17 protein-coding genes, 2 pseudogenes and 1 riboswitch are annotated in these 19,497 nt (G+C 33.7%); of the genes and pseudogenes, 14 read left to right on the top strand and 5 right to left on the bottom strand.

What is annotated here, in order from left to right; translation table 11 throughout:
- Nucleotide 1: 1 nt before the first annotated feature.
- On the bottom strand, nt 2-1,153 hold the full coding sequence (locus tag GKC53_04055; protein ID QRN41309.1) for an efflux RND transporter periplasmic adaptor subunit: 1,152 nt from the start codon (nt 1,151-1,153) through the stop codon (nt 2-4).
- A 188-nt stretch (nt 1,154-1,341) separates the two neighbouring features.
- Between GKC53_04055 and GKC53_04050 the strand changes: the two genes are divergently transcribed.
- The 10 genes from GKC53_04050 (at nt 1,342) to GKC53_04005 (ending at nt 12,335) form a co-directional block, all read left to right on the top strand.
- Nucleotides 1,342-1,692: a helix-hairpin-helix domain-containing protein gene (locus tag GKC53_04050; protein QRN41308.1), complete on the top strand. Its 351-nt coding sequence runs from the start codon at nt 1,342-1,344 to the stop codon at nt 1,690-1,692.
- 461 nt (nt 1,693-2,153) lie between these two features.
- A complete protein-coding gene (locus tag GKC53_04045) occupies nt 2,154-2,312 on the top strand; it encodes a hypothetical protein (GenBank protein QRN41307.1) in 159 nt (52 codons plus the stop codon).
- Nucleotides 2,313-2,683: 371 nt separating this feature from the next.
- Nucleotides 2,684-4,966, top strand: a complete 2,283-nt coding sequence (locus GKC53_04040) for an NADP-dependent malic enzyme (GenBank protein ID QRN41306.1) — start codon at nt 2,684-2,686, stop codon at nt 4,964-4,966.
- A gap of 8 nt (nt 4,967-4,974) precedes the next feature.
- Nucleotides 4,975-6,120, top strand: a complete 1,146-nt coding sequence (locus GKC53_04035; protein QRN41305.1) for an LD-carboxypeptidase — start codon at nt 4,975-4,977, stop codon at nt 6,118-6,120.
- Between the two features lie 757 nt (nt 6,121-6,877).
- The gene (locus tag GKC53_04030; protein QRN41304.1) at nt 6,878-8,281 is read left to right on the top strand and encodes a sodium:proton antiporter; all 1,404 of its coding nucleotides are present in this window, start codon (nt 6,878-6,880) and stop codon (nt 8,279-8,281) included.
- Nucleotides 8,282-8,602: 321 nt separating this feature from the next.
- Entirely contained in the window at nt 8,603-9,298 is a 696-nt protein-coding gene (locus tag GKC53_04025) for a pseudouridine synthase (GenBank protein QRN41303.1), read from the top strand.
- A gap of 22 nt (nt 9,299-9,320) precedes the next feature.
- Nucleotides 9,321-10,463: a homoserine O-acetyltransferase gene (locus tag GKC53_04020; GenBank protein QRN41302.1), complete on the top strand. Its 1,143-nt coding sequence runs from the start codon at nt 9,321-9,323 to the stop codon at nt 10,461-10,463.
- Nucleotides 10,447-11,040 carry a methionine biosynthesis protein MetW gene (gene metW, locus GKC53_04015; protein QRN41301.1) on the top strand — a complete coding sequence of 198 codons (594 nt, stop codon included), beginning with the start codon at nt 10,447-10,449 and terminating at the stop codon, nt 11,038-11,040. The genes GKC53_04020 and metW overlap by 17 nt, the downstream gene beginning before the upstream one ends.
- Before the next feature lies 1 nt (nt 11,041).
- Nucleotides 11,042-11,836 (top strand): thymidylate synthase, encoded by a 795-nt coding sequence (locus GKC53_04010; GenBank protein QRN41300.1) that lies wholly within the window; start codon nt 11,042-11,044, stop codon nt 11,834-11,836.
- 1 nt (nt 11,837) lies between these two features.
- The gene (locus GKC53_04005; GenBank protein ID QRN41299.1) at nt 11,838-12,335 is read left to right on the top strand and encodes a dihydrofolate reductase; all 498 of its coding nucleotides are present in this window, start codon (nt 11,838-11,840) and stop codon (nt 12,333-12,335) included.
- 201 nt (nt 12,336-12,536) lie between these two features.
- Here the strand turns inward: GKC53_04005 and GKC53_04000 are convergent, their stop codons facing one another.
- The 4 genes and pseudogenes from GKC53_04000 to GKC53_03985 form a co-directional block, all read right to left on the bottom strand.
- Nucleotides 12,537-13,190: a thiamine phosphate synthase gene (locus tag GKC53_04000; GenBank protein ID QRN41298.1), complete on the bottom strand. Its 654-nt coding sequence runs from the start codon at nt 13,188-13,190 to the stop codon at nt 12,537-12,539.
- Nucleotides 13,180-14,007 carry a bifunctional hydroxymethylpyrimidine kinase/phosphomethylpyrimidine kinase gene (gene thiD / locus GKC53_03995; protein ID QRN41297.1) on the bottom strand — a complete coding sequence of 276 codons (828 nt, stop codon included), beginning with the start codon at nt 14,005-14,007 and terminating at the stop codon, nt 13,180-13,182. The genes GKC53_04000 and thiD overlap by 11 nt, the downstream gene beginning before the upstream one ends.
- The gene (thiM, locus tag GKC53_03990; protein QRN41296.1) at nt 14,008-14,760 is read right to left on the bottom strand and encodes a hydroxyethylthiazole kinase; all 753 of its coding nucleotides are present in this window, start codon (nt 14,758-14,760) and stop codon (nt 14,008-14,010) included. It lies immediately after the preceding gene.
- Nucleotides 14,761-14,823: 63 nt separating this feature from the next.
- Nucleotides 14,824-14,938: riboswitch (TPP riboswitch) on the bottom strand.
- A gap of 561 nt (nt 14,939-15,499) precedes the next feature.
- Nucleotides 15,500-16,197: pseudogene (locus tag GKC53_03985) on the bottom strand (DDE transposase).
- A gap of 75 nt (nt 16,198-16,272) precedes the next feature.
- Between GKC53_03985 and GKC53_03980 the strand changes: the two are divergent.
- The 4 genes and pseudogenes from GKC53_03980 (at nt 16,273) to GKC53_03965 (ending at nt 19,319) form a co-directional block, all read left to right on the top strand.
- On the top strand, nt 16,273-16,563 hold the full coding sequence (locus GKC53_03980) for a helix-turn-helix domain-containing protein (GenBank protein QRN41295.1): 291 nt from the start codon (nt 16,273-16,275) through the stop codon (nt 16,561-16,563).
- Between the two features lie 51 nt (nt 16,564-16,614).
- Nucleotides 16,615-17,074, top strand: a pseudogene (locus GKC53_03975) (hypothetical protein).
- Nucleotides 17,047-17,313 carry a hypothetical protein gene (locus GKC53_03970; protein QRN41294.1) on the top strand — a complete coding sequence of 89 codons (267 nt, stop codon included), beginning with the start codon at nt 17,047-17,049 and terminating at the stop codon, nt 17,311-17,313. Before GKC53_03975 ends, GKC53_03970 begins: the two are co-directional and overlap by 28 nt.
- A 302-nt stretch (nt 17,314-17,615) precedes the next feature.
- A complete protein-coding gene (locus tag GKC53_03965) occupies nt 17,616-19,319 on the top strand; it encodes a site-specific DNA-methyltransferase (GenBank protein ID QRN41829.1) in 1,704 nt (567 codons plus the stop codon).
- The last annotated feature ends 178 nt before the right edge of the window (nt 19,320-19,497 follow it).

Below are 19,497 nucleotides of genomic sequence, written 5' to 3'. Positions count from 1 at the left end.
TTTATTCAAGAGCCACAGACTCTTTTAAGATGGTATCACCTTCTTTTAGTCCCGAAACGACTTCTGTTTTGATGTTATCTGTAAAATTAGTTTGTACTTCTTGCATGTTTTTATTACCTTTTGAATCTATTAAGGTAACATATTTTTTACCATCTTTTTCGGTGATGGCAGTGTTTGAGATAGCAATTACATTTTTTCTTTCATCCGTAATAATATGTACAGTAGCAGTCATATTAACCCTAAAACTTTTATCAATTTCGTTAACATTTAGGGTTGTATAATAGTACGTCGAAGCAGTACCATTGGTGTTATCAGAAACATAAGTAGGTGCAGGATGCACAATATCAACCTCAGCTGGATAGTTTTTATTATTACCGACTACAGTAAACGTGGCTCTTTGGCCAGGCTTTATGTTATAAATATCTGCTTCGGATACCTGAGCTGTTATGACCATTTTATCCATCTGAGCAATGGTTGCTATAGTGGGTGTGCTATAACCAGCAGTTAAAGTCTGACCCTCCTCCACAGGTAGAGATATGATCACACCAGATATAGGTGCAATAATTTTGGTGTAAGACAAATTTTTAGTCATATTATCTACATCTAGTTTAGCCTGATCAACTTTTATTTTAGCCTGAGTTACCTCATTGGATATTTCCTTATAAAAAGTAAGGTATTTATTATATTCTGTTCGAGAAGTTGCGCCATTTTTGTATAACATTGTATAACTATTCAAATCAGATTTAGCAACCGCTAATTTTCTTTGTAGGGAATTCAAATCTGATTGGGTAGAAATCAGATTACCTTTGGCTTTATTTAAGTTGTTTTCTTGTACAGTGGGATCTAATTCAGCTATTAATTGTCCCTTTTCAACTCTGTCCCCAACCTTTATATGAAGTGTTTTTATTTCTCCTGTTGTTTGAGCACCGAGCGTTGTTTGTTTATAAGGACGTAACTGACCAGAAGTGATGACTTCAGCAGCAATATCCTGTATTTCCACTTTTTCATAAATCATCTCATCGGTTTTTTCTGATCTTATATTTTTAGATATAAGGTATAGAATTAACAGAAAAACAATTATAGAGAATATAATAAAATGTTTTTTGGTAAAAATTTTTTTTTCTCTTTTTATATGATTTTGTTTAGTTGCCATATATACTGTTCGTTGATAATTTTTTTAATATGGGCAATTGTAAAGATAAAATTTCAATTTGGCTATAGTTAATAGTTATTAATTTAATTTTCTAGTAACTATTTGATTATAATTTTATTATTATATAGATTTGATAATCATATGCTAAAAATAGTTCAATAGATCATTTTAATTTGGAGGAGTTGAATATGTGGCACAAGATATTTGCATATTGTGTATTCTATTTATTCTCTTTTAATTGTGTTTTGGCAACAATTAATCTTAATTCTGCAACTAAGAAAGAGCTTGAAATGTTAGTGGGAATTGGAGCAGTGAAAGCTAAAGCAATTATTAATTATCGTCGTGAACATGGTCAATTCACTAGTGTTGAAGAAATAATGAAAGTTCCAGGCATAGGAAAGAAAATTTACTTACAGAATATTAACCAATTATCTGTCACAATACCAACAGATACTGATGAATATAAGAAGAAACAAAACAAGCAAAAAAAAATTAAAAACAAGCAAAAAAAAATTAAATCGATTTATCCAGTAACTTAAAGGGTGATAACTCAAAAAATCTTTTATTTATATATAGTATTCTATTGGGTGTGTTAATGCTGGCAATTGAGTAGATCAAGCCCATGATTTTTGAGTTAATAATATTTTTTAGGTATTGCAGGAGCAGATGAGATTCCTCAACACATATTCGGAAAATAATTATTGACAATGTAGTTAAGTCTCCGATTATTATTTAGGGTTAAAAAATTGGTTGGAAGTATTTGGCCTCGGTTAGTTGTTGACCTGTAACAATTTTAGGATCAATTAATGTAATTTTTTTTTAATTATTTTATGTTTTTATTGGTATAGGTATAAATAACTTGATCAAAATATATTCAGAAAATTGAACATATTGGAGACTTAACTTCTCAAGATGTAGTTATTTTTGGTGATATTATTTGAGATAGCTTTGAAATCCTTGAAATCACTTAAAATAAGCGATACTACGATAGGGAAATTAGATGGGAACTCATCAATGTGTGGTTGTGCCTTTAAATCTAATAAAGGAAATATTTTTTGTGATGAGTATCAAGGTCATCTTTGAGCCATTTTACGAGTTTATTACCGGGTTAATGGTCAAAATTGGTGATAATTTAGAGGATGGTTGGGTTCATTATTGAATATTTTAGGACAGCCATTGTTTATCTGAATTAGTTGTAGGGAGTTAGGAAGTAAGGTTATATATCTTACAAAATTCTTTTGATGTTTTTTAGTATGTAACATAATTTAATCAATATGTTAGTGTGACTACTGGAACTTCTACTAAAGGGGGTTTAATTCAAGTTTAGCTCTTTTGATATAGGTGGTGTTTATTAGTATTGTAGTGATTATTTTCTAAAATATTAAAAGTTTGTAATGAGCTGAATTCAGCTTATGTTTTGGTTGTTTCCACAGTACTAAGATAACTTAAATAATGTTAGAATGCTAGGTTGATAACACTATCGAGGTGTAGTGCCTAAACCAAATACACGAAATCTTTGGAGTATTCATCATGGATGATAATTTAAAAAAAGCTGCGTTAGAGTTTCATGAATATTTAAGACCTGGAAAGATTCAGGTAACGCCCACTAAGCCTTTGGCTACTCAGTACGACTTGTCTTTAGCATATTCTCCTGGAGTTGCTGCTCCCTGTATGGAAATTTATAGTGATCCCACATTAGCTTCGAAGTATACAGCGAGGGGAAATTTAGTTGCGGTTGTTTCAAATGGTACAGCAGTACTAGGTTTAGGAAATATTGGCCCCCTAGCTGGCAAGCCAGTAATGGAAGGTAAAGCGGTCTTATTCAAGAAATTTGCAGGGATTGACGTATTTGATATTGAGATTGATGAAACAGATCCAGACAAAATTGTTGATATTATAGCTTCTTTGGAGCCAACTTTTGGTGGTATAAATTTGGAAGATATAAAAGCACCAGAATGCTTTTATATTGAGCAAGAATTACGTAAAAGAATGAATATTCCAGTATTTCATGATGATCAACATGGAACTGCAATTATTACAGCTGCAGCTATTATCAATTCTTTAGAAATAGTTAAAAAAGATATTGCAGAAGTTAAATTAGTTTGTTCAGGTGCAGGTGCAGCAGCAATAGCTTGTTTAGATTTATTGGTTGCTTTGGGATTAGATAAAAATAACATTGTTGTATGTGACTCAAAAGGTGTTATTTATGAAGGTCGTGGAAAATTAGATCCTTCGAAAGAAAGATACCAAGTAGCAGATACTGGTAATAGGACATTAGAAGATGTAATGCCAGGTAAAGATATTTTTTTGGGATTATCTGGACCAGATGTATTAACCCCAGAAATGTTAAAGGGTATGAATGAAAATCCTATTATTATGGCGTTGGCAAATCCACAGCCAGAAATCTGGCCACCTTTAGCTAAGCAAGTAAGACCGGATGTTATTATTGGCACAGGTCGTTCAGATTTTCCTAATCAGGTCAATAATGTTTTATGTTTTCCATTCCTATTTAGAGGGGCATTGGATGTCGGAGCTACTACTATCAATGAACAAATGAAAGTTGCCTGTGTTCATGCTATTTCTAGGCTAGCTAAAGCAGAAAAAAGTGATTTAGTACGTAATGCGGTCGGTAATAAAGATCTAACATTTGGGCCAGAGTATCTTATTCCATCACCTTTTGATCCCAGATTGATTGTGGAAATTGCGCCAGCAGTGGCAAAAGCAGCTATGGACTCTGGTGTTGCCATTCGTCCAATACAAGACTTTGATGCATATGTTAATTCATTGACGCAATATGTATATAAAACTAACTTGTTTATGCGTCCGATTTTTGAAAAGGCTAAGCAAGATAAAAAACGTGTAGTTATCTGTGATGGCGAAGAAGAAAGAGTATTGCATGCGGTAAATACTATTATTTCTTCTGGGTTGTGTGAACCTATTCTAGTGGGTAGAAAAAGTGTCATAGAGAAAAAATTAGCAAACTTAGGTATTAAATTAAAAATAGGCAAAGATTTTGAAATCTTTAATAGTGATGAGGATTCGAGATATGAAGACTACTGTGAAACCTATTACCAAATAGGTAAAAGACAGGGTATCACGCGTTCTATGTCTAGACAAAGACTATTGAATACACCAACTTTAATAGGTGCATTAATGGTTTACAAAAATGATGCTGATGCTTTGGTTTGTGGGGCTGTCGGACCATTCAAAGAAAATTTTAAGATATTAGAACAAATTATTGGTTATGATAACCCAGAAAAAATAGCTTGTGCTATGAATGCATTAATTTTGTCACAGGGTAATATTTTTATTGCTGATACCTATGTAAATGATGATCCTGATTATAGGCAAATAGCGAGAATTACAGAATTAGCCAGTAAGGAAATGTTAAGATTTGGTATAAGACCCAAGGCTGCATTATTAGCAAATACTAATTTTGGTTCTATGCAAACTGAAGTAGGACAGAAGATGGCTAAGGCACTAGAAATTATTCATGAAAGATGTCCAGATTTAGAAGTAGATGGTGAAATGCAAGGGGATGTTTCTTTAGTAGAAGAGATGAGAATGAGTATTATGCCAGATACTACTCTAAGATCTGGTGCTGCTAATTTATTAGTCATGCCTAATGTGTTTGCTGCCAATATCAGTTATAACTTATTACGGGTTTCTGCTTCTGATGGGGTAACCATAGGACCTATTTTAATGGGTATGGCTAAACCTTGTCATATTGTAACACCTATTTCTTCAACTAGACGAATTGTTAATTTATGTGCTATTGCTGCAGTAGACGCTCAGAGAGTGGGTGATAAATAGGAAAAATAATGAATAAGTTTAACAGGAGAGATTTTTTAACATCTTCAGGTATTGCAACTGTGGCCTTTTTACAAGCTTGTACCACAACTAAATCTGTACCAGAACAAAGGAGTAAAGTTTTAACCAAATATGGTTTAGATAATAATGTTGCTCATTTTTTTGCTAGTTCTGGGTATATCACAGATTATAATCGTATTAGTTTAGCCATCTCCAAATTTGAAAGAGCGGGATTTGTTGTTAATAATCAAGAATCAGCATACAGACGCTATAGGAGATTTGCAGGTACAGATGCTCAAAGAGCTGCCGATTTTCAAGATATTATCGAAGGAAGAACACATGTTCCAAAGCTATTATTAGGTGTTCGGGGTGGTTATGGTGCAGTGAGAATATTACCCATGGTTGACTGGGTTCGCCTTGGTGCGATGATGAGGGAGCATGGCACAATGTTATTTGGCTTTAGTGATACAACAGCTATTCAATTAGCCTTAATCGCTAGGGGAAATATGGTTAGTTTTAGTGGTCCTATGGTATACAGTGATTTTGGTAATCCTAGGGTATCTAACTATACGATAAAAAGTTTTATTGAGTGTGTTTCTAATCCATCAGTCACTGTGGTCGCTAATGGCTCTTTTATTAAAAATTCTATTGAAGGTATGTTTTGGGGGGGTAATTTAAGTGTTCTTTCGGCTTTAACTGGTACTGATTATATGCCTAAAATAGAAGGAGGGATTTTATTCATAGAAGATGTGGGTGAGCAACCTTATCGTATAGAGCGAATGTTGCAGACCCTTTATTTATCAGGTATTTTATCTAAACAAAAAGCAATAGTGTTTGGTAATTTTAAGATGGACAATATAGTTGATCAATATGATAGTAGTTATAACTTTACTTCTGTTATTGCAACTATGCGTCGTTTAACTAATGTTCCTATTTTGACTAATTTTCCTTTTGGACATGTGATAAATAAAGCGACTATACCATTAGGGGTTATGGCTAAAATTAGCCCAAATAGTTATGGCTATTCAGTTACTTTTATTCAGTATCCACATTTGGATCCTAGCCAATTTAACTTATCTTCGTTAATGGATGTTGAAGAACCAATGACAGTTCCCGACTATATAAATGAAGGCGCCAGTGGTTTGGAATGGGAATAGATACAATAGTCATGAATAAAATGAATAAGCCAAGAGTCATTAATTAAGTAATGTTAGTCTAATGATTTGTCTCGATAAAAATATTTTCAATATTTTAGAGGCTTATTTTGGTGAGGTGCAACACATTTCTATAGGTTTGATGTATCACCCTAAATATTTATGGCCTTAGTAAAGACTGATGGTTGGTCATAAGAGTGCGGCATATCAAGATCAAAAATACTATCAGTAGTTGGCAGTAAGTGATCCAATGTGTAGATACTTATGCCTTCTTTTTAATAAACTAGTTTTCTGATGTAACCACTCTATTGCTCTGAGGATCTAAATATACTAGGGTTGATAAATGGTAGCCACGACTATTGATTAATATACTTTTCTTTTCAACAAGGCATTCAATTCTTTATTTATTATTTTTAGTTTAATTGCATTTAGGATTATATGGTGATTTCCAGGTGATTATATTGTTGAATAATAGAAAATTTACTTTGATATTCAATGTTATTTTTGAGTTATATGGGAGGTTTTCTTATTAATCTTTGTTATCATTGGGCGTGTTTATTCTCTATTTTATGGTATGACAATATTTACAATATTAAAATTACATATTCCCATGACATTAGTAGATTTAATATCTTATATAGATATTAAAACAATTAGTTATTGACGATTCGATACTTTAAATTAATTTCTTTTGGGATTTCATCTTTTTTGTATTTATTTTATAGGTATAATTGGTAGGACAGTTATTTGAAAGGTATGTATGTATCATCGTATTTGGGCGATTTTGTTTTTCATTCTATCATCTAGTATTGTTTTTGCCGGAGAGCTGGATGGACGACAATTACAAGCAATATGGGGGTTGCCATTTTTATGCGTATTATTATCGGTAGCAATTGGTCCATTAATTCATCAGCATTTTTGGGAAAAGCATTATGGAAAGATTTTATTATTTTGGACTTTAATATTCATCATTCCATTTTTTTATTTTTATGGTATGGACGTTGCTAGTTATTCGATAATTCATGCATTATTAGAAGAATATTTGCCTTTTATATTATTACTCTTGGCTCTATATACTGTGTCGGGGGGTATTTTGGTTTGGGGAACATTGCATGGAACACCGAGAAATAATTTAATAATTTTAGCAATGGGAACTTTTTTATCTTCTGTTATGGGAACAACAGGTGCTGCTATGTTACTAGTTAGACCATTAATTCGTGCTAATGAAAACAGAAAATATCGGGTGCATCCAATTATCTTTTTGATTTTTTTGGTAGCAAATATAGGTGGTGGATTAACACCTATTGGGGATCCCCCCTTATTTTTAGGTTTTCTGCAAGGGGTTGACTTTTTCTGGACATTAAAGCATATGGGATTACCTGTGTTGCTAAATACAGTTATTTTATTGTTGTTATTCTTTATTTTAGATACTATATTATACAAAAAAGAAGATCCAATTATAAAACAGTTCCCAGAAGATAAAGAAAAAATCAGATTATATGGAAAATGGAATTTATTGTTGTTAGCACTTATTGTGGGAGCAGTGATTTTATCTGGAATTTGGAAACCTGAGGATTTTATAGTTATTTATGGTATTCATATTGGTTATCAAGACGTGGTCAGGGATGTAATTTTAATTGTCATTACTATTATTTCACTTTTAATTACGTCAAGTCAGGTTAGAAGTGGAAATGAATTTAATTGGGAACCCATGAAAGAGGTTAGTAAGCTGTTTTTAGCTATATTTATTACTATAATTCCAGTGTTAACAATTTTAAAAGTTGGTGTTGATGGGGATTTTGCGCCCTTAGTTTCTTTGGTAACAGATAATAATGGACAACCGATTAATAAGTTATATTTTTGGGTAACAAGTGCTTTATCATCATTCTTGGATAATGCTCCGACTTATTTAGTATTTTTTAATATCGCATCCGGAAATGCAAATTATTTGATGCATGAAATACCAAATACACTATTAGCTATTTCGATGGGGGCTGTGTTCATGGGGGCAGCTACATATATCGGTAATGCACCAAATTTTATGGTGAAATCTATTTCAGAGCAGAGAAGAGTAAAAATGCCTAGCTTTTTTGGTTATATGTTATGGTCAATAGGTATTTTGGTACCTGTGTTTATTCTTGATATGGTTGTATTCTTAATGTAAGTAGGGAAAATTTTACCAGTTTTGTCGTAAGATTCTAATTGTTTGGGTTGGTGGATGTTGATAATGTCAAATTTTGAGTGTTAGCAGTGTCATAAACTTGAGATTATTATTTTCCTAGTTATTTTAAGAGACTTTTGGCAAAGATATATTTGGTGAAAATATCTTTTACAGCTGCGGGCGGAATATCTTTTTTCGACATGGGCTACCACTGTTATTTGTGGAATGGTGTTAAGACTTATCAACCTAGTGAATATATATGTATTGAGGTATCTTAATGCCAAGAATGATATTTTTATTGGTTGAATTGATTAAGAAGTTAGCATGAATGTCGTGAAATATTTACAAGCTCAGGGGGTTGGTTCTAGGAAAGAGTGTCATATTTTGATTGAGGAGGCTGCTGTAGAAATTAATCATAGATTGGTTATTTCGGCTCATCAAGAGATTAGGTCAGAATTGGTGGATTCATTGTTGATTTATGGAGAGCCTCAGCATATAGTTCCTTTACCTTATTTTTGCTTAGTATTGAATAAACCTAAAAACTTTGAAGTGTCACATAAGCCCAAATACTATCCTAGTATATTTTCTTTATTACCTGGCCAAATAAGAAATCTACCTTTACAGGCTATTGGAAGGCTTGATGTTGATACGACAGGGTTATTGTTGATTACTAATGATGGAAAATTAAATCACCGTCTAACTTCTCCTAAGCATGATGTAGAAAAAGAATATTTGATTAACCTAAAGTATGAATTTGATTTAAAACAAGAACAAAAACTATTACAGGGGGTATTGTTAAAAGATGATAATGAAATTGTTAAAGCTAAAAGTGTCCAAATAGAAGCAGGTAGGTTAATTAAAATGGTTATTACTACCGGTAAATATCATCAAATAAAAAGAATGATAGCGGCCGTAGGAAATCGTGTGGAATCTTTGCATAGAACTAGATTTGGAAAATTAAATTTGCCTTGTGATTTGCAAATAAGTTGTTGGCGATTTGTTACCCCAGAAGTGATTTAATTTAAGGTATTTGATTAGAATAATGGAACAAAATATTGCAATAGGTAGCCCAAAAAAAATTAAGTTTAATCAATTACTTCAGCTTAAAAAAGGAGTTATATTACCAGAATTTGAATTAATGATAGAGACTTATGGCATATTAAATCAAGCACATTCTAATGCTGTATTAATTTGCCATGCTTTATCAGGTAATCATCATGTAGCAGGTAAATATACAGAGAAAGATAAATATTCTGGTTGGTGGGATAATATGGTTGGACCCGGTAAGCCTATTGATACTAATTATTTTTTTGTTGTTGGCCTAAATAATTTAGGTGGTTGCCATGGTAGTACTGGTCCTAGCTCTATTAATCCTAAGACAGGTAAATTATATGGTTCTGATTTTCCTGTGATTACGGTGGAAGATTGGGTTCAATCACAAGCACTATTAGCAGATTATTTGGGGATATCTCAATGGGCAGCTGTGGTTGGTGGTAGCTTAGGAGGTATGCAAGCACTACAATGGGCAATTGATTTTCCACAACGGCTAAAGCATGCAGTGATCATTGCCTCAGCACCTCAGTTATCAGCGCAAAATATTGCTTTTAATGATGTCGCTAGACAAGCCATACTATCAGATCCTCATTTTTATCATGGATTTTATCAAGAATATGCTGCTAGACCACGAAATGGTTTGAAGATAGCCAGAATGATGGGTCATATCACTTATTTAGCAGAGCAGGGGCTGGGTATGAAATTTGGCAGAGAATTAAAACATGGTAAGTTACGATATAACTATGATACTGATTTTGAAGTAGAATCTTATTTAAGGTATCAAGGAGATAAGTTTTCTGATTCTTTTGATGGTAATAGTTATTTGTTAATGACCAAAGCTCTTGATTATTTTGATCCTGCACAGGCATATGGTGGAGAACTTAGGCAAGCTGTTAAAAGAATACAAGCCAAAACTTTTTTAGTGAGTTTTAGTAGTGATTGGCGATTTGCACCGAAACGATCTAAGGAGATTTTACAAGCATTGATTCATGAGGAAAAAACAGTTCAATATTTGGAAGTTGAATCAATTTATGGGCATGATGCCTTTTTATTAGATGATCCTGCTTATATGAGAGGTATGAAAATTTATTTTTCACGTATCAATTGGGAGATCAATCATGTTGAGGATTGATTTAAAGTATATTTTTGATTGGATACCTGAGCGTTCTAGAGTGTTAGATTTAGGATGTGGCGAGGGAGAATTATTGTATGCCCTGAAAACACAAAAAAATTGCCAAGGCTATGGTATTGAAATTGATACCAATCGGATATTGAAATCAATGGAAAAAGGGATTAATGTTTTACAAGGTAATATAGAGAATGGATTAGACATTTTTAATAATGGTCAGTTTGATGTGGTGGTTTTATCTCAAACTATTCAAGCTATGCGTAATACAGAAGGTATTTTGCAAGAAATGGCTAGAGTAGGTAATCAGTTGATTGTCACTTTTCCTAATTTTGGTTATTGGCGCAATCGAATTCAAATTGGTTTTGGAGGACATATGCCAGTTTCAGAAAGTATGCCTTATAGTTGGTATGACACACCCAATATTCATTGGTGCACCTTGACTGATTTTGAAAAATTATGCCAAGACATCGATATCAGTGTAGAAGAGCGTATAGTTTTGACCAAGGGTAAAAGCATTCAACATTTTTCAAATATTTTGGGTAGCTTAGCAGTTTATCGTTTAGGTCGAGTAAGGATGTAAAATGCAAGCTTATTTAGATTTATTGGATAGAATTTTAACACAAGGAATAGATAAGTCTGATCGAACGGGGACAGGGACTCGTTCCATTTTTGGCTATCAAATGCGTTTTGATTTACAAAAAGGGTTTCCTGTATTAACAACTAAGAAGTTACACTTACGCTCGATTATCCATGAATTGTTATGGTTTTTAAAAGGTGATACTAATATCAAATATTTACGAGATAATAAAGTCAGTATTTGGGATGAGTGGGCAGATGAAGATGGAGAGTTAGGACCTGTGTATGGTTATCAGTGGCGTTCATGGCCAACTTATGATGGTAGCTCAATTGATCAAATTAAGCAGGTGATAGATACCATTAAAACCAATCCAGATTCTAGGCGTATGATTGTTTCAGCGTGGAATCCTGCTTTAGTTGAAGAAATGGCATTACCACCTTGTCACACTTTGTTTCAATTTTATGTGGCAGATAATAAATTGTTTTGTCAGTTATATCAACGTAGTGCCGATGTATTTTTAGGCGTGCCTTTTAATATTGCTAGTTATGCTTTGCTGACCATGATGGTAGCTCAAGTAACGGATTTAGAAGTGGGTGATTTTGTGCATACTTTAGGTGATGTACATTTATACAGTAATCATTTTGAGCAAGCAGAATTACAATTAACCAGAACACCTAAAGAGTTACCTATGATGAAAATCAATCCAGAAATTAAAGATATTTTTCAATTTAGTTTTGAGGACTTTGAGTTGGAGGATTATAATCCATACCCTTCTATAAAGGCAGAAGTGGCGGTTTGATATGGTAAAGCAAAAAATTACTTTAGTGGTAGCTAAAGATAGGAACAATGCTATTGGTGTTGACAATCAAATACCATGGTATATTCCAGAAGACTTTGCTTTTTTCAAAGAATATACCATGGGTAAGCCTATTATTATGGGACGAAAAACTTGGGAATCTTTGCCTAAAAAACCCTTACCAGGGCGTCAGAATTTGGTAGTGACACATAATAAGGCCTATGAAGCTAAAGGAGCTGAGGTATTTTTTAGTCTTGAAAAAGCCCTTGAGGTATGTGCAGCAGAATGCGAAATTTGTATTATTGGTGGTGCAGAGATTTATCTACAGAGTATAGAATTAGCCACAGACTTAATAGTCACTGAAGTTGATTTAGAAGTAGAGAATGCCAGCAGTTTTTTTCCTAGAATTTCTGATAAAAATTGGAAACGTATTCCACTTAAACAAAAACAAATATCAATCAATAAAATTTCTTTTAACCTAATGCATTATATTAGAATGTAGTTATGTGGTTAAATTTTTCTGTTGACTGGTGTAAGGATATTATTACAGAAAATGAAGGGATTGTAGTAAAGATTAATTAAATATGGCGATATTATGTACTCGCAGGATTTTTACGTTCTGTTTTGTTTTATTAAAAGATACTTACGATAAAACACAATAAGCTATTTTATTTATTATCGACAATTTTTAATGTGATTTTTCTTATTTTCGGTAGTGGCTATTAATTCCTTTTAGCTTGTGATAGTAAGCTAGGTATTCAGTAATAAATTCTGGATTCTGACAAATCGCTGAAATAAAAGCGATACCTTCAATGCCTGTTTGAAGGACAGGCTGATAATTGTTCGCATTAATACCACCAATTGCTACAATCGGTATGTTTGGTGCTGTTTTTTTTATTGATGTTAATTCCTTAATACCAATAGGTTCTTTAGCATCAGATTTGCTATTAGTAGGAAATATTGGACCAACACCGATGTAATCCACCTTTTCTTGTAGTGCAAGTGCTAGATCCTGTTCGTTATGCACAGAGTAGCCCAAGATCATATGTTCAGGTAGAATTTTTTTGAGCTCTTTTAGGGGCATATCGTCTGCTCCTACATGGACACCATCAGCGTTTAAAGATAGAGCTAAATCAATGTTATCATTGACTAAGAAAGGAACATGATATTGATGGCAAAGGTTTTGACATGTTTTAGCAAACATGAAACAATCATTTCCTGTTTTAGCCTTTCTTCCTTTTTCTCGAAATTGAAATAAAGTAATACCTTTTTGCAAGGCTGATTCTAAAATTTTTAATGGATTTTGAGTATCTTGGCTACCCATAATGAAATATAGAGCTAATTGATTAATGTCCATAGGTTTGTACTTCTATCTGAACTTTTGGTGTAATTTTATGATAAGCAAAGTGATTGATTGGTCCATGCCCATGTCCAAGATGAATAGGATTCTCTATAGCCATTTGAATAAATTTTTTTGCTTCTATCACAGCATCTAGTAATGCATAACCATCGGCCAATAAAGCTGTAATAGCAGCAGATAAAGTACATCCAGTACCATGTGTATCGGAGGTATTAACACGAGGAGTTCTTAGGTAAAATATTTTATTATCATTAAGTAAATAATCTTCAGCAAATTCGTCATGATGTAGATGACCTCCTTTAATCAGAACATTCTTTACTCCTTTTTCTATTAATCTGTTTGCAATATTTTGGATATCTTGTTTTGAATTAATCTTCATGTTACTCAATACTTCTGCTTCAGGAATATTGGGTGTGATGAGGTAGGCCATCGGTAAAATATTTTGTTTGAATTCTTCAATTGCATGTATATCGAGTAAAGTCGCCTTTGATTTAGAGACCATAACAGGATCGACAATAAGTGGTTTATTGGTGGTTTTGAGGATAGATGAAATTGTTCGAATAATATCTTTAGAATATAGCATTCCTGTTTTGATGGCACAGATATCAAAATCATTTAATACAGCTTTTAATTGATCAGCAATAATATTAATATCAATTGCTTGTATAGAATATACATGTTGAGTATTTTGTGCGGTAATAGCGGTAATGACACTGGTACCGAAAACATTTAATTCCTGAAAGGTTTTTAAGTCAGCCTGAATACCTGCTCCACCACCACTATCAGAGCCGGCTATCGTTAATACACTTTTCATTTAAACTCCTAAAGATAGCTGATATAAGCGATTAATAAATTCAGTTTGGAATTGACCCAATAACCGGGATTGTGTAAAGGCATGCCAAGCTGCTTGCTTATAGGATTGTAAAGTTTGTTGTAGTGATTGAAAATTATTGCTGTTTAAACAAAGAGAGGCTGCACAAATTGAGCTTAATAAACAGCCAGAAGCTGTTACTTGAGTGATAAGATGATGTCCTCCCGAAATGGTTATCATCTTGTCGGCACAAGCCAAGATATCTTCTTCTCCAGTTACGGCGACAATACAATTATATTCTTTAGCAAAAAATTGAATTTTCTCTTTGATTTCATTTAAATTTCCAGTGCCTGCATCAACACCTTTCGATTGCCACTTGATGTTGGCTAAAGCAGCAAACTCCCCTAGGTTACAACGAATAGCCTGTACCTCAAAGGATTGTAGTAACTGTAAAGTACTTTTAGTACGATATTGAGTAAAGCCTGCACCAACAGGATCTAGAACAACGGGAATATTAGAATGATTGGCGGCTTTTCCAGCAGTAGACATTAAATGTATTGTATTAGGGTTCAAAGTGCCGATATTAAGGCAAAGTGCTTGTACTTTTGAGGCAATTTCTTCACTTTCATCAATGGATTCAGACATGATGGGAGAGGCACCAACAGCCAGTAGGCCATTGGCCTGAAAATTAGCTGATACAATGTTGGTAATACAGTGTACGATAGGACTTTTTTGACGTATTTGTTGGAAAATCATGTTGCAAGATGCTTTCTATATTAATTCAATCGATTAAGAAAGCAATGAAGATAGTTTGATAATGCTAGAAAAATCATTGCTCCCTACGCTCGTGTTAACGAAACAGGTTCCAAGGGTTTAGAAAAATCTATCTCAACTCATTAACTGTTTATTTTAAGGAGTACCCCTGCAATTGTCGATTATTATAGAAATATAGTCTGATTAAGTCAATGACTCAATTTGGATAAAACAAATAGATATATGTTGTTATATCCATAATTTTGTACCAATAGATTCTAATCGTTTTGGACTGATAGTTTTTCATATGGTTTCGTATGACTTAACAACAGTTGATATTTTAATTTTGTGACGATATGCTTGTTGAATATTTGGTTATGGCAGTATTTTTTAGCTTATCACGATTGTTTAATGACAGTTATGATTTAAAAATATTTATCGATAATAATCAAGTCTACAATAAAATCGCTACATACTTTCTTAAAGAGGATTTCTATGATGGTGGTTCAAATTGATGAATTCAAATGGATGAGGTCAATGATAACTTTTCTAATTAGATTAGGTAAGGACTTTTTTGTTATGACACAAAAGCTATCGAAACGAGAACTAGGCGAGCGTTTATTGCTACTGAAAGAAAAACAAGAGTTATTAGCAAAACGGATTAATGCATTAATACAGGAAATCAATGAACTGGTGCTGCCCTTTGCACCTAAAGAGCCTAAAGTACCACCATTAATCACATCAGTTCATCATAGGTTGAGTTTTCATCTGCATGAATACGACGGCTCAATATAGGTATTGAACAGTTTCTTCGCGGTATCGGTATTTTCTGAAAGAATCGGAAACGTGATAGTTTTCTTTGCTCCGACTAATTGAGAGTTACGAGAAGTTTCTTGCTCAGAATAACACTTACGCATTACTAATACCACAGGTTTATTTGGATTGGCATTTTCTTTTAATAGTCTATCTGGGCGTACAGCGGAATACACGTGAGTACCGTCAATATGTACTTCGATTGATAGTGCGAATAGCTCACGTTGCACAATCAGGCTCTCACGGATTTTGTGAGCAAGGGTAAAAGCGGTTTTGTACTGTACATTCAAATTATGAGAGAGTTGTCAAGAGCAAATTCCTTTTACCGCATTCAAAAATAACGCAAAGGTGAATGAATAAGTATGTCTGAATTGGCAGTTTGTGATTTGAAAATTCGTACCTGATATAATGCATAAAGGTATGATTACAACGTTTACATCGCCATTGTTTGCGAGTGGAGATAAAATAGGCTTGATGTTTTACACCACACTTAGGGTAAACTTGTTCACTTCCACTTCCCCAACGAAATGTGTAAAGCATAGAAAACGCTTTGTCATCAGATAGTCGGGCTATCTTGATGGTCGAAAGCGTTTGGGCTTTGCTGGAAAGGAGGAAATGTTGTGCCATAAATTTGAAATAATGTGTAATATATGGGTGTATAGAATTATTGAATTAACATAAAAGTCAATAACGGATACTGAAATGAGTATAAATAACCGATTAAGATATGTAATGGAAAATAAGAGTTTAAATATCAAAACCTTTGCTGAGTTGCTTAATATGCCTTATCGTACACTTCAAAATTATTTGTTGGATGAACGCACACCAAGTGCTGATATTCTAACTAAAATAGGTAGTGTATTGAATGTTGACTTAAATTGGTTAATGTGTGGTAAGGGGGAAATATTTTATAGTTCAGTAGATGAAAATAAACTAACTGAAAAAGAAAAAATATTAATCAATCGCTATCGAATGATGTCAGGTGATGTGTAGGATGCATTTGACGTATCTTTTAAATATTTATCTACAGAATAAGGGTTAACTATGTTGTTTATTCCACAAACAAACAAGGATTGTTACGTTAGTAGTATCGTTGCATTAAATATTCGCAGCCCGAATGGTACAGGGGATTGGCATAGTTCAGCCGCACTAAGTGCTAATGCTTATCCACCAGATGTTTATGGTAACGGACAAAAAAATACTCATCATTTACTGGGCGATACGGGGATTATTGATGGTACAATACGCCATCAATACAATGACGGGTATTACCCTGAAAATACGCCTGTTCGGATAGCATACCACCCTAGAGCCTACGTTGATTACCTTTATACTTCGGTGTTGAAAATAGGTAATTCTTGGACGATTGATGCTAGATGAATGGTTTCCAAGTGTTTAAGATAAGGAAACAGTTTATAACCTGATAAATAAAATTGCACCACATCTAAACTCTCAAGAAAAGGAATATCTTTTACAATGGAAACACAAAAATCCAATAATTTAATACTTACAGAGCGAAATAGATATCACGAAAAACTAATGGTTAGTATTCTCCAAAATTTAGCCGAAACACCTCTAACGTTGAAAGGTGGCGGAGCAGTTTATCTTGGGTATGGTTTAAATTGCTTTTCAGAAGATTTAGACTGTGATTTGTCTAAAAAATTAAATTTGTTAGGTAAAATAAAATCATCTTCGCCACAAGGTATTATAATTGATGAAATTAATGTTCAAAAAAGATACTGATGCAGTAAGTTATTCTAAGAATGAAATAAATTTGCCTGATATCAATTAAATTTAAATAAGGAAAAAATGAGCCTACAAACCTACAATCTTATGGATAATCTAAATACAGTCAATATAATTGAGTTGATTTTATGATCACCGAAAAATTTTTCAATGCGGAAAACATCACTGCTACATCCACCCAATTAAGCCAACTTAAACAACTTTTTCCGAACTGTTTTAATGCCAATGGTGAATTTTTGCTAGAAAAATTTCAAGCGGAAATTACATTGCAAGCCGAGATTAGTAAAGAATTTTATGCAATGAATTGGCTGGGTAAATCTTATGCGAAATTGTTACGCAATTTGCCGCCTGAAACCTTATTATCAGAAGATATTGAGCATAACAAGCGGCCTGAAAATGCAGATAGCCAAAACGTGCTAATTTGCGGTGATAATTTGGAAGTGTTGAAGCATTTAAAAAATGCTTACCGCAATAGCGTGAAGATGATCTATATCGATCCGCCTTATAACACGGGTTCGGACGGCTTTGTGTATCAAGATAACCGCAAATTTACCCCCGAACAACTGGCAAGTCTTGCCAATATCACGCAAGACGAGGCTGAACGTATTTTGAATTTCACCGACAAAGGCAGCAATTCCCACAGTGCGTGGCTAACCTTTATGTATCCACGTTTGTATATTGCACGCGAATTGCTTAAAGATGATGGTGTGATTTTTATTTCTATTGATGATAACGAAGGGGCACAGTTGAAGATGTTGTGTGATGAGGTTTTTGGGGAGGGGAATTTTATTAGCCAAATTGTATGGGAAAGAGCGTATTCTCCCGTTAATCTAAAAAAACATTTTTCTGAAAATCACGACTTTATACTTTGTTATACAAAAAATATAAATTTAGCTGTATGTAATGGCTTACCAAGAAGCCAAGAAGCAAATGATCGTTATGCAAACCCTGATAATGATCCCAGAGGAGTTTGGGGAAGTAGCGACTTATCCGTAGGTCCTGCTATTGAGCAAAATATATATGAAATTACCACTCCCACTGGTAGAAATGTCCTTCCCCCTAATGGATATAGTTGGAGATTAAGTAAAGAAAGATTTGAAGAATTTCTAAAAGATAATCGTATTTGGTTTGGTGAATCAGGAAATAATGTACCACGTATAAAGCGTTTTTTATCAGAGACTAAACAAACTATTACTCCTATGACGATATGGAAATATCAAGATGTAGGGCATTCTCAATCTGCTAGTCAAGAATTAAAGCGTATATTTGATGAAAGATCCTATTTCACTTACCCTAAACCTGTTAATTTAGTTAAAAGAACGTTAGAGCTTTATTCAGATCAATCTAGTCTAATTCTAGACTTCTTCGCAGGTTCTGGCACAACCGCCCACGCCGTCATGCAACTGAATGCGGAAGACGGCGGTAATAGACGTTTTATTATGGTACAGCTGCCTGAAAAAACCGATAAAGAATCGGAAGCCTTTAATGCAGGTTATTCGACCATTTTTGACATTACCAAAGCCCGAATTGAAAAAAGTGCGGTCAAAATTCGTGAAGAAAATCCAAATGTAAGTGGTGATTTAGGTTTTAAAATTTACCAAACCACGGAAAATTTCAAAGCGGTTAGGGATGATGAGTTTAATCCATACCAAGCGGAATTACCGAATTTAACCATATTCACAGAAAGCCAAATTCAAACCTTGCTGACCACGTGGCGAGTGTATGACGGTGCGAAACTGACCGAGCCCGTGCAAGCAGTGGATTTGGGTGGCTATACGGCATATTTGTGCAATAAACGCTTGTATTTGCTCAATGAATATTTTAACAGCCAGCACTTGTTTGCCTTTATTCAAAAGTTGGATAACGATGTGGCATTTAATCCAAATCGTGTGATTGTGTTTGGCACCCATATGGAAAGTGCAATGCAACAAGAGTTAAATCAAGCATTGGCAAGTTACAGCAACCGCAAAAATATCAGTTTGAGTTTGATTGTGAGAAATTAAATGAGTGGCTTTAATTACGAGAAAAATCTAGAACATCAAAAAAGAGGTATTCAAGCTGTACTTAGCGTGTTTGATAACGCCTCTTGTCGCTTTCATCAAGCTGATGAAAATCCGTAAATTGTGTTTAGTCAAAATCAATACACCACCAATCTGAAAAAATACAAAACGAAAACAATAT

The organism is Neisseriaceae bacterium (assembly GCA_016864895.1).
In the GTDB taxonomy this organism is placed as follows: domain Bacteria; phylum Pseudomonadota; class Gammaproteobacteria; order Burkholderiales; family Neisseriaceae; genus QFNR01.
This window is presented reverse-complemented; position numbering and strand designations above follow the sequence as displayed.

What these genes read in the sequence shown, in the direction of transcription:
- GKC53_04030 (QRN41304.1), top strand. Translation starts at nt 6,878, where the DNA reads ATGTATCATCGTATTTGGGCGATTTTGTTTTTCATTCTATCATCTAGT.
- thiD (QRN41297.1), bottom strand. Translation starts at nt 14,007, where the DNA reads ATGAAAAGTGTATTAACGATAGCCGGCTCTGATAGTGGTGGTGGAGCA.
- GKC53_04035 (QRN41305.1), top strand. Translation starts at nt 4,975, where the DNA reads ATGAATAAGTTTAACAGGAGAGATTTTTTAACATCTTCAGGTATTGCA.
- GKC53_04010 (QRN41300.1), top strand. Translation starts at nt 11,042, where the DNA reads ATGCAAGCTTATTTAGATTTATTGGATAGAATTTTAACACAAGGAATA.
- GKC53_04020 (QRN41302.1), top strand. Translation starts at nt 9,321, where the DNA reads ATGGAACAAAATATTGCAATAGGTAGCCCAAAAAAAATTAAGTTTAAT.
- thiM (QRN41296.1), bottom strand. Translation starts at nt 14,760, where the DNA reads ATGATTTTCCAACAAATACGTCAAAAAAGTCCTATCGTACACTGTATT.
- GKC53_04000 (QRN41298.1), bottom strand. Translation starts at nt 13,190, where the DNA reads ATGGACATTAATCAATTAGCTCTATATTTCATTATGGGTAGCCAAGAT.
- GKC53_03980 (QRN41295.1), top strand. Translation starts at nt 16,273, where the DNA reads ATGAGTATAAATAACCGATTAAGATATGTAATGGAAAATAAGAGTTTA.
- GKC53_04025 (QRN41303.1), top strand. Translation starts at nt 8,603, where the DNA reads ATGAATGTCGTGAAATATTTACAAGCTCAGGGGGTTGGTTCTAGGAAA.
- GKC53_04055 (QRN41309.1), bottom strand. Translation starts at nt 1,153, where the DNA reads ATGGCAACTAAACAAAATCATATAAAAAGAGAAAAAAAAATTTTTACC.
- GKC53_04005 (QRN41299.1), top strand. Translation starts at nt 11,838, where the DNA reads ATGGTAAAGCAAAAAATTACTTTAGTGGTAGCTAAAGATAGGAACAAT.
- GKC53_04045 (QRN41307.1), top strand. Translation starts at nt 2,154, where the DNA reads ATGGGAACTCATCAATGTGTGGTTGTGCCTTTAAATCTAATAAAGGAA.
- GKC53_03970 (QRN41294.1), top strand. Translation starts at nt 17,047, where the DNA reads ATGGAAACACAAAAATCCAATAATTTAATACTTACAGAGCGAAATAGA.
- GKC53_04050 (QRN41308.1), top strand. Translation starts at nt 1,342, where the DNA reads ATGTGGCACAAGATATTTGCATATTGTGTATTCTATTTATTCTCTTTT.
- GKC53_03965 (QRN41829.1), top strand. Translation starts at nt 17,616, where the DNA reads ATGAATTGGCTGGGTAAATCTTATGCGAAATTGTTACGCAATTTGCCG.
- GKC53_04040 (QRN41306.1), top strand. Translation starts at nt 2,684, where the DNA reads ATGGATGATAATTTAAAAAAAGCTGCGTTAGAGTTTCATGAATATTTA.